Genomic DNA, 13,557 nt, shown 5'->3' on the forward strand with positions numbered 1-13,557 from the left:
ATGTCGTTAACTCAGGCTTCGCCAGCGGGGGGCGAACCCTCGCCTTGCTGCCGTTCCTGAGCGCGGGCGGCCAGCTGTTGCTGGTAGAGAGCGCCGAAATCCATCGGGTCGAGCATCAGCGGGGGGAAGCCTGCATCGCGGCTGGCATCGGCGATTACGCGGCGCGCGAAAGGAAAGAGGATGCGCGGCGCTTCGGCGAACAGAAACGCGTGTGCGTGCTCGTCGGGCAGGTTGCGCATACCCATCAGGCCGCAATAGTCCAGATCGATGAGATAAAGGCTGCCCTGGCTGGTCTTGGCAGCGCAGGTGACCTTCAGGGTCACTTCATGTACTTCGTCCGAAACCTTTTCCGAAGCGATATTGACCTGCACATCGAGCTGCGGCTGCTCGTTCCACTGGAAGCACTGCGGTGCGTTGGGATTCTCGACCGAGAGATCCTTGATGTATTGCGAAATCACACCGGCGCTCGGCAGATTGTCGGCGCCATTGGCTCCTGCTGCGGGATCGGGGTTGATGTCGGTGAGAACGTCGCCTTCGTCGGCCATGTGCAGTCGCTTTCCAAATTTCCGAATTCGATGGACCTGCGCGTTATTGATGAAGCGCGGGACCAGTGCGGCGCGCGCCTAGCACTGTCGGGCACGCGTATCAATGCGCCGTGCATCACGCCCGCGTCATCGACATCGTTCATCGCAGGAACATTGTCGGTTTGTAATTCTTCCCTTTTTAGGGCAGGACGCAGATTGGACTGTCGGGGCGGATTGCCCCTCTGCAAATCAAGTCGGGAAGCAGGTTATTTAAGTGATCACCGAGATCGTCATCCTTGCCATGATCGCAGCCTTTCTGGGGCTGCGCCTCTATTCTGTGCTCGGGCGTCGTTCGGAGCACGAGGAAGAAATCGTGCCGCGCCGTTTCGAACGTAGCGAGACACCGCCGCAGTCGGACAATGCACCGCAGGCTGTACGGCAGCCGGTGGTCCTGCGTTCGGGTGACGAGCGCGCGCCCGCTAACGAAACCGGTATTCGCGCCATCGCTGCGGCGGACCAGGGCTTCGATCTGCTTGGCTTCCTCGAAGGGGCCAAGGGCGCGTATGCCATGGTTCTCGAAGCTTTCTGGAAAGGCGACCGGGAAACGCTGCGCGAATTGGCCGATGACGATGTGTATCGGAGCTTTGCAGGGGCGATCGACGCACGCGACAAAGCGGGCGAAACGCTTGAAAATCGTTTGATCCGGATCGAGGATGCGACCGTTCGTTCGGCGGAACTCGATGGACGGACCGCGCGCATCGCCGTGTTGTTTGTCGCCGATATCGCAGCGGTCACTCGCGATGCGGAAGGCAATGTCATTGCCGGATCGCTCGACGATGCGATCGAGAGCCGCGACGTTTGGACATTCACCCGTAATGTCGGTTCTTCCGATCCCAACTGGATACTCGACGAAACCGACGAAGGCTGACGCCTTTCGCATTCCGGGAGGGAATATGCGTTATCTGCTCGTGGTTGCGGCAACGATCGCTCTTGCCGCATGTGGCCGGGTCGTGCCCGATGCTCGCCCACCACAAAGCACGGTTCCCGTTCCTCCCCCCACCACGACCGTGCCGAGCGCCTCGTTGGCGCGGCTTTCGCGCGGGCCGGAAATCGGTTCGCTCGGCATCGGCGCCAATGATGCCACAACGGCGCTTGCATCGTTTCGCGAATCCTGCCCTGCCATTCTGAAGCGCGAAGATCAGAGCGGGCTGACCCGTACCGACGATTGGCGCCCAGCATGTCAGGCCGTGACTTCCTGGCCCGTCTCAGACGCGCGGCGCTTTTTCACGAGCTATTTCGAAACGGCGCGGGTCGGCGATGGAGCGGCCTTCGCTACTGGCTACTTCGAGCCGGAAATCCGTGGCAGCCGCGCGCGCGCACCGGGTTACGACGTTCCCGTTTATGCAATGCCTCCCGAACTCGTGCGTGACTGGCCGGACGACATGGCCCAGAGTGAACGCACGGGCCGTCCCCCGCTCGGGCGCCGTGACGCGAGCGGCAAATTCGTGATGTTTTACGAACGGGCGGAGATCGAACAGGGGGCGCTCGCCAATCGCGGACTGGAAATCGCCTGGGCGGCGGATCCGGTGGAATTCTTCTTCCTGCAGATTCAGGGGTCCGGCTTGCTCCGGCTACCAGACAATTCGCTGATGCGGATCGGTTATGCCGGGCAGAACGGGCGTGAATATGTCGGTATCGGCAGTGTCATGCGGGAACGCGGAATGATCGGTCCCGGTACCCCCTACGCCACCTCGATGCAGGGCATCATGGCATACATTCGCGATAATCCCGTTCAGGGACAGGAAGTGATGCGGCTCAACAAGAGCTGGATTTTCTTCCGCCCCCTCGACACCGACGGTCCGCTCGGGTCGCTCGGCGTACCGGTTCGCCGGGAATCCTCGGTCGCGGTCGATCCCAATTATGTACCCTACGGTGCGCCTGTCTATCTCGATCTCGAACATGATGTGGCAGATGGCCTCTGGATCGCGCAGGATACTGGCGGGGCGATCAAAGGGGCCAATCGGTTCGACACCTTCTGGGGCAATGGTGAGGATGCACGCCGGATCGCTGGCGGCATGAGTTCGCGCGGGTCGGCTCTCATTCTCGTCCCCAAGGGCACCGTCCAGCGTCACGAAACGGGCAGGTGAACGCGCCGCGGGGCCTGTCTGCCGATGAAGTCGAGGCATGGGACAAGCTCGCCGCAACGGTGAAGCGCCTGCACCCGCTCAAGCCTATCCAGCCGAAACCCGATCATCGGCCCCAACCGCCGGTCCGTTCTTCACCAACGAATATCGCCACACCACCCCGCGTGCCGCGTGCCGCGAAGCCACCACCATCCAAGGTTGCGCAAGTGCAGGACCGTGGGCTGGACTCGCATTGGGATCGCCGGCTCAAGGCAGGCCAGTTGCAGCCGGAGCTCACGCTCGACCTTCATGGCCACAATCTCGATGCAGCATACGACCGCCTGATGAGCGGCGTCGCACAGGCACGCGCAATCGGGGCGCGAACCATCCTGCTGGTGACGGGCAAGCCGCGCCCTGTCGAAGCTGCCGATAGAGGGGCGAAGCGCGGCGCAATTCGTGCCAAGGTCTTGGACTGGCTGGCCGCCTCCAGTCATCATTCCGCGATCGCGGCAGTCCGGCGCGCGCATCAGCGCCATGGCGGTGACGGGGCCCTTTACATCGTCCTCAAACGCGAACGCTGACCGGGGTCGGATCGGCTTACGAGTGCTTCCTGAAACAGAAAAGCCCCCGACGCGGTGTCGGGGGCTCCTCGGTGGTCGACCAATCAGGCCGTCTAGGAATTAACTATGATATTTCCGGTAGGAAATGTCAAAACGGTCGGCATCCATCACCTTGGTCCAGGCTTTGACGAAATCCTTCTTGAATTTCTCTTCGCCGCCCTTCTGGGCATATACTTCGCCCACCGCACGGAGTTCGGCGTTCGAACCGAAGACCAGATCGGCACGGGTCGCGTGCCACTTTTCGCGGCCTTCAGCCCGGTCGGTTGCGACATATTCCTCGTCGCTGTCGTCAGTCGATTTCCAGACATTCGTCATGTCGTAGAGATGGACGAAGAAGTCGTTGGTAAGTTGACCGGAACGTTCGGTGAGGTGCCCATGGCCGCGTTCGCCGTGGTTGGCACCAAGCACGCGAAGGCCGCCGATCAATACCGTCATCTCAGGTACTGAAAGACCCAGCAGGCTGGCGCGATCGAGCATCATTTCCTCGGTCTTCACGCCCATCTTCTTCGGACGGTAATTGCGGAAGGCATCGGCTTCCGGCTCCATCCAGTCGAAGCTTTCGACGTCGGTCTGTTCCTGCGTTGCATCGCCGCGCCCGCCGGTGAAAGGCACATCCGTGGCGCCAGCCTTTTCCAGCGCAACCACACCGCCCAGAACGATCGCATCGGCAAGGCTCATGTCGCCGCGCAGTCTATCGAGCGTGCTGAGAACCTTTTGCAGGTTCGCAGGCTCGTTCACGTCCCAGTCCTTCTGCGGGCTGAGAGCGATCCGCGCGCCATTGGCGCCGCCGCGATGATCGGACTTGCGGTATGTGCTTGCAGACGCCCAGGCCGTCTTGATCAACTGGCTCACGGTCAGGCCGCTATCGGCGATCTTGGCCTTCACTTCGGAGATGAGGCTGTCCGATGGCATGGTGCCCTCGGGCACGGGATCCTGCCAGATCAGGTCTTCCTGCGGCACTTCCGGGCCGAGGTAGCGGATCTTGGGACCCATATCGCGGTGGGTCAGCTTGAACCACGCGCGGGCAAAGGCATCCCGGAATGCTTCGTGATCGTTGCGGAATTTCTCGCTGATCTTGCGGAAGCCCGGATCGCGCTTCATCTGCATGTCGGCAGTGGTCATCATGGTGGGGACCTTCTTGGAAGAATCCCAGGCCGCGGGGGCCATGTCCTCTTCCTTCTGGTCGATCGGCTGCCACTGGTTCGCGCCAGCAGGCGATTGCACCAGCTCATAATCGTAATCGAGCAGCAGGCGGAAGTAATTCTCGCTCCACCTGTCGGGAGTGTTCGTCCAGGCGCCCTCGATACCGCTGGTCACGGTATGCTCGCCGATGCCGCCGTGTTCCTCGCCCGAAACCCAGCCGAAGCCTTGCGCTGCAAGATCTCCGCCCGCTGGTGCTGCACCCAGCGTCGATGCATCGCCATTGCCGTGGGCCTTGCCGAATGTGTGTCCGCCGGCGGTCAGGGCGACGATTTCCTCGTCATTCATTGCCATGCGCTTGAAGGTTTCGCGAAGGTCGCGCGCAGCGCCTTCATCGTCATGCGGGTTGCCGCCGGGGCCTTCGGGATTGACATAGATGAGACCCATCTGGATCGCGGCGAGCGGCCCTTCGATCTGTTCGAAACCGTGTTCAGGTGCAATGCGTGTCTGCACGCCTTCGTTGACCCATTTGTCTTCGCTTCCCCAGTAGATGTCGCGTTCCGGTTCGAACACGTCGGCACGGCCACCGCCAAAGCCGAAGATCGGTCCGCCCATGCTTTCGATCGCGACATTGCCTGCCATGATGAACAGGTCGGCCCAACTGATGTGCTGGCCGTACTTCTGCTTCACCGGCCACAACAGGCGGCGCGCCTTGTCGAGATTGCCATTATCCGGCCAGCTGTCGAGCGGCGCGAAGCGCTGCTGCCCGCTATTGGCGCCGCCGCGTCCGTCGGCCGTGCGATAGGTGCCTGCCGCATGCCACGCCATGCGAATGAAGAACGGGCCGTAATGGCCGTAATCTGCCGGCCACCATGGCTGGCTGTCGGTCATCAGCGCGTGGAGATCCTCTTTCAGCGCCTTGTAATCGAGTGCATTGAAGGCCTCGGCATAATCGAAATCGTCGCCCATCGGGTTCGACGGACCATTGGGGTTGAGGATTTCGGTTGCCAGCATCTCGGGCCACCAATCCTTGTTGGTACGTCCCAGAAGCGCCCGCATCCCGCCGTCGCCATGCATCGGGCAACCGCTCATTTCGCCTGTCTTCGCATCCATCGTTCGTCTCTCCACTCTACAAGACTCAGGGTGATATTGTGGAGAAAGGATGCGCCCTCGGTGCTAATGCGTCCAATCGATTAAATGCGTCGAATTGATAGCCTTAAGCGATGAAGCGGCCAGTAGTGCTCCACATGCGAAAAGCGCCGCCATCCACATGGATTGGCGACGCTTTCATGGCCGTTGGATGACGGGTCACGCGGCTTGCGCGATATCCTCGACCGGTTCGGTGCGGATGAGATAGTCGAACGCCGACAGGCCCGCTTTCGACCCTTCGCCCATGGCGACGACGATCTGCTTGTAAGGCACATCGGTCACATCGCCGGCGCCGAATACGCCCGGCAGGCTGGTGCGCCCTTCCTCGTCCGTTGCGATCTCGCCGAATTTGGTCAGCTCGAGGCCGGAATCCTTCAGCCATTCGGTGTTCGGGACCAGTCCGATCTGGATGAACACGCCTTCCAGCTCGACCCGGCGTTCTTCGCCGCTCTTGCGGTCCTTCAGGACAAGGCCGTTCACCTTGCCGTCCTTGCCAGTGATTTCCGTGGTCTGCCCGCTGGTGACGATATCGACATTGCTCATGCTGCGAAGCTTTTTCTGCAGCACTTCGTCGGCACGCAGCTTCTCGTCATATTCGATCAGCGTGACGTGGCCGACGATCTTCGCCAGGTCGATCGCCGCTTCAACCCCGGAGTTACCGCCGCCAACCACTGCGATGCGCTTGCCCTTGAACAATGGTCCGTCGCAGTGAGGGCAATAGGCAACCCCCTTGTTGCGGTATTCCGCTTCGCCCGGAACACCCAGATTGCGCCACCGCGCACCGGTCGCAAGGATCAGGCTGCGGGCTTTCAGGCTGGCACCATTGCCGAATTCGACCGTGTGCAGCCCGCCTTCTTCCTTCGCAGGAACGAGCTTCACCGCCTTGGCGAGATCCATCAGATCGATGTCGTATTCGCCGACATGACGCTTCAATTCGCCCGCAAGCTTCGGGCCTTCGGTGTAGGGAGTACCCGGAAGGTTTTCGATGCCGAGCGTGTCGTGCAGCTGCCCGCCGAACCGTTCCGCCGCGATACCCGTGCTGAAGCCCTTGCGTGCGGTGTAGATTGCTGTCGCCGCGCCCGCAGGGCCGCCGCCGACGACGAGAACTTCGAACGGCGCCTTGGCCAAAAGCTTCTCTGCCGCTTTCTCTTCGCTTCCGGTGTCGATCTTGGCGAGGATCTCGGCCAGTTCCATCTTGCCGTTGTAAAAGGGCTCGCCATTCAGGAACGTGGCAGGCACGGCCATCACCTCGCGCTCGTCGACCTCTTCCTGGAACGTGCCGCCTTCGATCAGCGTGGCCGTTATGCGCGGATTTTCCAGCGCCATCAGCGTCAGGGCCTGCACCACGTCCGGGCAGTTGTGGCAGCTGAGCGAGAAATACATCTCGAAATTGAAATCGCCTTCCAGCCCGCGGACCTGTTCGAGCAGATCGGCATCGACTTTCGGCGGATGTCCGCCGGCCCACAGCAGTGCAAGCACCAAGCTGGTGAATTCATGGCCCATCGGCAGACCGGCAAAGCGCACCCATTTTTCCGCATCGCTTGCGCGGCGGATCACGAAACTGGGCTTGCGTGCATCGGTCCCGTCGAAGCTGGCACTGACGAGGTCGTGCAGTTGCGCAATTTCCTCGAGCAGTTCCCGGGTCTGAACGCTCTTGGCGTCTTCGCCGAGCGAGGCGACCAGTTCGACGGGCTCGCGCAAATTGGCCAGATAGGTCTTGAGCTGCTGGGTCATCGTTGCATCGAGCATGGGCGGACTCCGGGTGTCGGATGGACAATGGATTTGAAAATCGGGGAGAGTGAAAAGGCCCGGGGCGGGGGGGAGGGGGATGCCCCGGGCCTTCCAGCGACCCGAGTCAGGCTCGGGTTTTTGTACGGAAGGCCGCTAGGCCTTCCGATCTGTCTGGCGAATTAACGCTTAGATCTTGCCGACGAGGTCGAGCGAAGGAGCAAGCGTGTCGCTGCCTTCTTCCCACGCTGCCGGGCAGACCTGGCCAGGGTTGGCGCGGACATACTGTGCAGCCTTGATCTTGCGGGCAAGTTCATTGGCATTACGGCCAACGCCTTCGCAGGTCTGCTCCATGATCTGGATCACGCCATCGGGATCGACCACGAAGGTCGCACGGTCGGCAAGGCCCACGCCTTCACGCAGCACGTCGAAGTTGCGGGCAAGAACGTGGTTCTGGTCGCCCAGGAACGGGAAGTTGAGCTTGCCGATCTTTTCCGACGTATCGTGCCATGCCTTGTGGCTGAAATGCGTGTCGGTCGACACGGCATAGACCTCGACGTCCATCTTCTGGAGCATGCTGTACTGCTCGCCAAGATTTTCAAGTTCGGTCGGGCAGACGAAGGTGAAGTCGGCAGGGTAGAAGAAGAAGACTGCCCACTTGCCCTTCACGTCTTCGTCGGTGACGTCGTAGAAGTCTTCGCCGGCCTTGAACGCGGTGGCGGTGAACGGTTTAATCTGGCTTCCGATAATACCCATAGTATCTGATTCTCCGTGTGTTCGGGTTGAAACTCTCGAACCACAGATAGGGTGTGTTGCGATGCACAAAAGCGATATGTTGCGATTGCGAGCATCGGAATAATCGATCAATCCGATGGAACTTTCATAAAGCGCAAGCTTGTCGTCAGTCGGTTGCGTTTAGCGCAACCGAGCACCCGGTTTCCGCGGTCTTTTATCGCGCTGCAGAACGGCTTTCTCGCTTCAGGGCTTAGACGTCGGTCACCCGCATTGCGCGCGATGCAGGATTTTGTGATCCGCCAGTACGAGAGCCATCATGGCTTCCACTACGGGCGTACCACGAATGCCGACGCAGGGGTCATGACGGCCCTTGGTTCGCACTTTGGTCGCCTCGCCCTCGCGCGTCACGCTCTCGACGGGCGTCAAAATCGAACTGGTTGGCTTGAACGCTACGCGGCAGGTCACGGGCTGTCCGGTGGAGATGCCTCCTGCAATGCCGCCGGCGTGATTGGCTTCAAACCGCGGCCCGTCGTTACCGGGCCGCATGGGATCGGCATTCTGTTCGCCGGTCAGGCGCGCAGCGGTAAAGCCGTCGCCGATCTCCATGCCCTTGACGGCGTTGATGCTCATCATGCCAGCAGCAAGATCGGCATCGAGCTTGGCATAGATCGGCGCGCCCCATCCTGCCGGGACACCCGTTGCCACGCATTCCACTACCGCGCCAAGCGATGACCCGGCCTTGCGCGCATTGTCGACCAGCGCTTCCCAGCGCTTGGCCGCATCCGCATCCGGGCACCAGAAGGGATTGCGCTGTATTTCCTGCACATCGAAATTGGCCGGATCGATCGCGTCACCGCCGATCTCCGCGACATAGGCAATGATCGAAACTTCGCCGATGACCTTGCGGGCCACCGCGCCCGCCGCCACGCGCATTGCGGTTTCGCGCGCGCTGCTGCGTCCGCCGCCGCGATAGTCGCGAAAGCCGTATTTCGCGTCATAGGCATAATCGGCATGGCCCGGGCGATAGGTGTTGGCGATCTCCGAATAGTCTTTCGACCGCTGATCGGTGTTCTCGATCATCAGGCTGATCGGCGTGCCCGTCGTCTGGCCGTCGAAGACGCCCGACAGGATCCGGACCGCATCGGGTTCCTGACGCTGGGTCGTGAACTTGTTCTGCCCGGGTTTGCGCGCATCGAGGAAGGGCTGGATGTCGCTTTCAGCCAGTGCGATGCCGGGGGGGCACCCGTCGACCACCGCTCCGATGGCGGGGCCGTGGCTTTCGCCCCAGGTGGTGAAGCGCAGCACGCGTCCGAAGGTGTTCCAGCTCATGCGGTTGTCTTAGCGCAAGTGTGGCCGCTGTCGAGCGGTGGAGCAGCGAAGATTTTCCTACATCCCGTCAACCTGGCATGATGCCGCCATGCCTTCCTCGTCGCACCATTCGTCCTTCGGTATCATCGCGCGAAAGGGCTTTCACGCCAGCGGAGTTTTTTCGCCTTGTACAGTGTAACACGTGGTCCATGTCTCGGCTCCACGTGCAGGGATCTGAACAATCGACAGATACTATGCCGCGTACAAATGCGCGGCAGGGCTAGCCAAATTGGTGGCGATTCGGCAGGAACAAAACATGATTGCTAAGCTGAAGGGCCTGCTGGACGAAACCGGTGTCGACTGGGCGGTGATCGACGTCTCCGGCGTCGGCTATCTTGTCCATTGCTCGGCCAGGACCCTGAACGCGCTCGGCAATGTGGGCGAAGCGTGCACGGTCTATACCGATCTTCAGGTTTCGGAAAACGACATGCGCTTGCTCGGCTTTGCCGAGGCGGCAGAGCGGGACTGGTTCCGCCTTCTCACGCAGGTGCAGGGGGTCGGCAGCAAAGTCGCGCTGGCGATCCTTTCCGCACTCTCTACGGGCGAGGTGCAGCAGGCTTGTGCCAATGGCGATGCTGCCATGGTCGCAAGGGCCCAGGGGGTTGGGCCCAAGCTGGCGGGCCGCATCGTGAACGAACTCAAGGACAAGGCAGGAGCCTTGCCCGGCGGCGGCATGGGAAGCGCCGCCCTGGCACCAACCCCTGCTGGCGGCGCCAGCGCCGACGCGGTGAGCGCGCTGGAAAACCTCGGCTTCAAACCGGCCGTAGCTGCCCGTGCAGTCGCCGCAGCTCAGGGCGAGCTGGGCGAGGGCGCTGGCGAGGGCGAATTGATCCGCGTCGCTTTGAAAAAGGCAGCCGGATGAACGTCCGCACCGCCACTTGCATGTGTGGTCAGCTTACCGCGACCTGCGATGGTGAGCCATTCCGCATTTCCGTATGCCATTGCCTAGATTGCCAGAAGCGCAGCGGATCGTCCTTTGCCGCTCAGGCCCGGTTTCCGGCTGACAGGGTGACGACGTCCGGCAAGGCTCAGATATTCACCCGGAAAGCCGAAAGCGGCCGAACCAGCGAACATCATTTCTGCCCGGTCTGCGGGTCGGAACTGTGGTATATCGCGCAGCCCTTTACCGACATGATGGCGATTCCGATCGGGCGCTTCGCCGATCCTTCATTTCCGCCGCCGGAATATTCCGTTTACGAAGAACGCAAGCACGGCTGGGTAGCGATCACCAGCGAGGGTACCGAACATTTTGACTGAACCCGTCCCCCTGCATTCGCCCGAGCGGCAGCCGGAAGATCCGGACGCGGCGCTGCGGCCCAAGTCGCTCAGCGAGTTCGTCGGCCAGAAAGCGGCGCGCGAGAACCTTCGGGTGTTCATCGAGGCCGCACGCGGGCGCGGCGAAGCAATGGACCATGTGCTCTTCTTCGGGCCGCCGGGACTGGGCAAGACCACGCTGGCGCAGATCGTCTCCAAGGAACTCGGCGTGGGCTTTCGCGCCACCAGCGGCCCGGTGATTGCCAAGGCGGGCGATCTTGCGGCTCTGCTGACCAATCTCGAACCCAACGATGTGTTGTTCATCGACGAAATTCACCGGCTCAATCCGGTGGTCGAGGAGGTGCTCTATCCGGCGATGGAAGACCGCGCGCTCGATATCATCATCGGCGAAGGACCGAGCGCGCGCAGCGTGCGGATCGACTTGCCCCCGTTCACGCTCGTGGGGGCGACCACGCGTCAGGGCTTGCTGACCACTCCCTTGCGCGACCGGTTCGGCATTCCCGTCAGGCTCAATTTTTATACCGAAGACGAACTGCTCAAGGTCGTCAGCCGCGGGGCAGGATTGCTGGGCATGGCCATCGACGAAGGCGGCGCCCGTGAAATCGCCCGCCGATCGCGCGGCACGCCGCGCGTGGCAGGCCGCCTTATGCGACGCGTGCGTGACTTCGCATCGGTTCTTAAAGAGCCGGTCGTAACCACCAGAGTGGCCGACGAGGCACTGACCAGGCTCGAGGTCGACAGTCTCGGCCTCGACGCGATGGACCGGCGCTATCTCACCATGATCGCAACGACCTACAAGGGTGGGCCGGTCGGCGTCGAGACGCTGGCGGCGGGCCTCTCCGAACCGCGCGATACGGTGGAGGAGGTGATCGAACCCTATCTCATCCAGCTCGGCCTCATTGCTCGCACGGCGCGGGGGCGCTGCCTCAACGATGGCGGATGGCTGCACCTGGGCCTCGCGGCACCATCGAAACCGCAGTCCGACATGTTCGACAAGTGAGCGCATCGGCGGTTTTAACCAAGGGGTGGATTTGGTCCCGAAACGGGACGGGTCGTCTTCAAGCCTCGCATTTGTCGAGAAAATTCACTTTCTGGGCGCAATAGCGATCAGTAATTATGCGTGAAGACCCGGGGGGATTCGCGAAAACACTATAGGATCGCGGCGGGGATGGGGGCTTCCCAAACATCCTCGCCCGGTCGTAAAAGGAATTCGAAGCGATGTCGGTCAAGTCAGCTCTTGCCAAACTATCGGCCACTGCAGCGGGCGGCGCCCTGCTTGCAGGCGGCGCGGTCCACGTTGCCGAGAAGCCGATTTCCGACAGTCCGCAATACAAGACCAAGTCGGTCAAGCAGGCCAAATATGTGAAGCAGAAGCCGCGCGCCGTCCCCCGGCCGACCGTGCCGCGCGCTCGCACCATTCCTCCGCGGCAGGCTGAATGCGTGCCCGCAGATTCTCCGCAAGCGGCCTACGATCCCAATAACATCTGTCCGCCCGTCTATCGTCAGGCGATGGTACCTGTACCGGTACCGCCGTTGCCTGCAGCGGCACCGATCGGCGGCGGCGGCTCCGCGCGCTCCATTCCGGGCGGTGGCTATGGTGGTGGCGGTTTCGGCGGCGGCTTTGGCGGCGGGTTCTTCGGCGGATTCTTCAGCGGCTCCAGCGGCGGCGGAAGCGTCGTCGTCACTTCGACCACCTCGGGCAGCTCTACTTCGACTTCAAGCGGCGGGACATCCACCTCCACCGGGGGCAGTTCGAGCTCGACCTCGAGTGGCGGCAGCTCTTCGTCGTCCTCCAGCGGTGAAGTAAGCACCACGACGTCGTCCTCCACGTCCACCGGCGAAGTCAGCTCGACCAGCTCGACCTCCGGCGATGTTTCGACCAGCACGTCGACCTCAGGCAATATCACCAGCAGCACAAGCAGCAGCAGTTCGACGAGCTCGTCGACCAGCAGTAGCACGAGCAGCAGCACCAGTTCATCGACCAGTTCGTCGACGTCGGGCAGCTCGTCGACCAGCACCTCGACCAGTTCGGGTACGACCAGTGGAACAACGAGCGGTACCGATGTTCCGGCACCGCCGATGATGGCTCTTTTCGGTATGGCCGCTGCAGCCATTCTCGGCCGCCGCAGGTTTCGGATCAAGCGCGCCAGCTGACACTTCGCCCGGCGGCAGTGTCAGCCGCGCTGCTGCATGCTCCATTCGCCCTGACGATACCACTGCGTCACCACATGCTTGCGTCCCGCCAGAACGGGCAGGGCGGCATGCCGCGTTGCAGGATTGGGCATGCCCTGGCGGTCCATATTGTCCCACAACACCAGTAAGCCGGGCTCGGGTACGATCTTCAAATCCAGTTCGGGAAAGTTGGTTTCGCCGCCTTCCTCGACCGCGTTGAGGTAGACCATGGCGGTCCATGTGCGCTGGCCACCGCGCCGCCGCTCGATCTGCCAATGCGGCTTGTCGATCCGGAAGTGATCGCGATGATGGCGATACTCCTCGCCCACACGATATCGCTGACCCTGCAGCGGCTCGGCATGGTGCGGACCGATACCCGTTATCTCACTGATTTTGGCGGCAAGTGCCCTCGTTTCCGGCAGATCCTGCGAGAAGAAGTGCGTGGAACTGGTGCGTCCCCTCGGCGCGACTGTTTCCGAAAAGAGAACTGACGGCTGGATGCGACTGTCGATGATTGCGATGAGTTTGCGGCACTGCTTGGGAGACAACAGTCCTGGAAGCAGAAACAGATCGGCCTTGTCGCCGCCTATGGCCTGAGTTTTCGGATGGGCCTGTACCCTCTCGCGAACCTCGGTTCCGATCGCAGCAAGGATCGTCGGATCGGCCCTTTCATCAACAGGCTCGCGCCTCAATAGCCGGGACAGGCGGCCAAGGATCGCCATG

Annotated in this window: 13 protein-coding genes; 6 read left to right on the plus strand and 7 right to left on the minus strand. The window is 61.8% G+C overall.

The genetic code is table 11. From position 1 onward, the window contains the following. Positions 1–11 precede the first annotated feature (11 nt). A complete protein-coding gene (gene secB, locus ACIGGE_RS07380) occupies positions 12–545 on the minus strand; it encodes a protein-export chaperone SecB (protein ID WP_103024521.1) in 534 nt (177 codons plus the stop codon). A gap of 253 nt (positions 546–798) precedes the next feature. On the opposite strand from secB, the gene ACIGGE_RS07385 reads away from it, so the two are divergent. Genes ACIGGE_RS07385 through ACIGGE_RS07395 form a run of 3 tightly spaced genes read left to right on the plus strand, consistent with a single transcriptional unit; the run spans position 799 to position 3,228 of the window. Beyond that, on the plus strand, positions 799–1,452 hold the full coding sequence (locus tag ACIGGE_RS07385) for a Tim44/TimA family putative adaptor protein (protein ID WP_397489831.1): 654 nt from the start codon (positions 799–801) through the stop codon (positions 1,450–1,452). 25 nt (positions 1,453–1,477) lie between these two features. Beyond that, entirely contained in the window at positions 1,478–2,671 is a 1,194-nt protein-coding gene (locus tag ACIGGE_RS07390) for a murein transglycosylase A (protein ID WP_397489832.1), read from the plus strand. Next, the gene (locus ACIGGE_RS07395; RefSeq protein ID WP_397489833.1) at positions 2,668–3,228 is read left to right on the plus strand and encodes a Smr/MutS family protein; all 561 of its coding nucleotides are present in this window, start codon (positions 2,668–2,670) and stop codon (positions 3,226–3,228) included. The genes ACIGGE_RS07390 and ACIGGE_RS07395 overlap by 4 nt, the downstream gene beginning before the upstream one ends. 99 nt (positions 3,229–3,327) lie before the next feature. Here the strand turns inward: ACIGGE_RS07395 and katG are convergent, their stop codons facing one another. The 4 genes from katG to aroC form a co-directional block, all read right to left on the minus strand. Continuing rightward, the gene (gene katG, locus ACIGGE_RS07400; protein WP_397489834.1) at positions 3,328–5,520 is read right to left on the minus strand and encodes a catalase/peroxidase HPI; all 2,193 of its coding nucleotides are present in this window, start codon (positions 5,518–5,520) and stop codon (positions 3,328–3,330) included. Between the two features lie 195 nt (positions 5,521–5,715). Continuing rightward, a complete protein-coding gene (ahpF, locus tag ACIGGE_RS07405) occupies positions 5,716–7,305 on the minus strand; it encodes an alkyl hydroperoxide reductase subunit F (protein ID WP_397489835.1) in 1,590 nt (529 codons plus the stop codon). Between the two features lie 168 nt (positions 7,306–7,473). After that, positions 7,474–8,040 (minus strand): alkyl hydroperoxide reductase subunit C, encoded by a 567-nt coding sequence (gene ahpC, locus ACIGGE_RS07410; protein ID WP_103024527.1) that lies wholly within the window; start codon positions 8,038–8,040, stop codon positions 7,474–7,476. 240 nt (positions 8,041–8,280) lie between these two features. Continuing rightward, positions 8,281–9,348, minus strand: a complete 1,068-nt coding sequence (gene aroC / locus ACIGGE_RS07415; protein WP_397489836.1) for a chorismate synthase — start codon at positions 9,346–9,348, stop codon at positions 8,281–8,283. A 295-nt stretch (positions 9,349–9,643) separates the two neighbouring features. Here aroC and ruvA point away from each other — a divergent pair, with 295 nt between their 5' ends. The 3 genes from ruvA to ruvB are packed head-to-tail and all read left to right on the plus strand — an operon-like array spanning position 9,644 to position 11,662. Next, the gene (gene ruvA, locus ACIGGE_RS07420; RefSeq protein ID WP_103024529.1) at positions 9,644–10,249 is read left to right on the plus strand and encodes a Holliday junction branch migration protein RuvA; all 606 of its coding nucleotides are present in this window, start codon (positions 9,644–9,646) and stop codon (positions 10,247–10,249) included. Then, complete coding sequence (locus ACIGGE_RS07425; protein ID WP_397489837.1) at positions 10,246–10,644, plus strand: GFA family protein; 399 nt, start codon at positions 10,246–10,248, stop codon at positions 10,642–10,644. Before ruvA ends, ACIGGE_RS07425 begins: the two co-directional genes overlap by 4 nt. Then, positions 10,637–11,662, plus strand: coding sequence for a Holliday junction branch migration DNA helicase RuvB (gene ruvB / locus ACIGGE_RS07430; protein WP_196847713.1), 1,026 nt, complete (start codon positions 10,637–10,639; stop codon positions 11,660–11,662). The genes ACIGGE_RS07425 and ruvB overlap by 8 nt, the downstream gene beginning before the upstream one ends. A gap of 592 nt (positions 11,663–12,254) precedes the next feature. Here the strand turns inward: ruvB and ACIGGE_RS07435 are convergent. Further along, a complete protein-coding gene (locus ACIGGE_RS07435) occupies positions 12,255–12,776 on the minus strand; it encodes a hypothetical protein (RefSeq protein WP_397489838.1) in 522 nt (173 codons plus the stop codon). Positions 12,777–12,836: 60 nt separating this feature from the next. Further along, the gene (locus ACIGGE_RS07440) at positions 12,837–13,556 is read right to left on the minus strand and encodes a prolyl hydroxylase family protein (protein ID WP_397489839.1); all 720 of its coding nucleotides are present in this window, start codon (positions 13,554–13,556) and stop codon (positions 12,837–12,839) included. Between the last annotated feature and the right edge of the window lies 1 nt (position 13,557).

It is taken from the genome of Qipengyuania sp. NPDC077410, from assembly GCF_044543405.1.
GTDB lineage: Bacteria > Pseudomonadota > Alphaproteobacteria > Sphingomonadales > Sphingomonadaceae > Qipengyuania > Qipengyuania pacifica.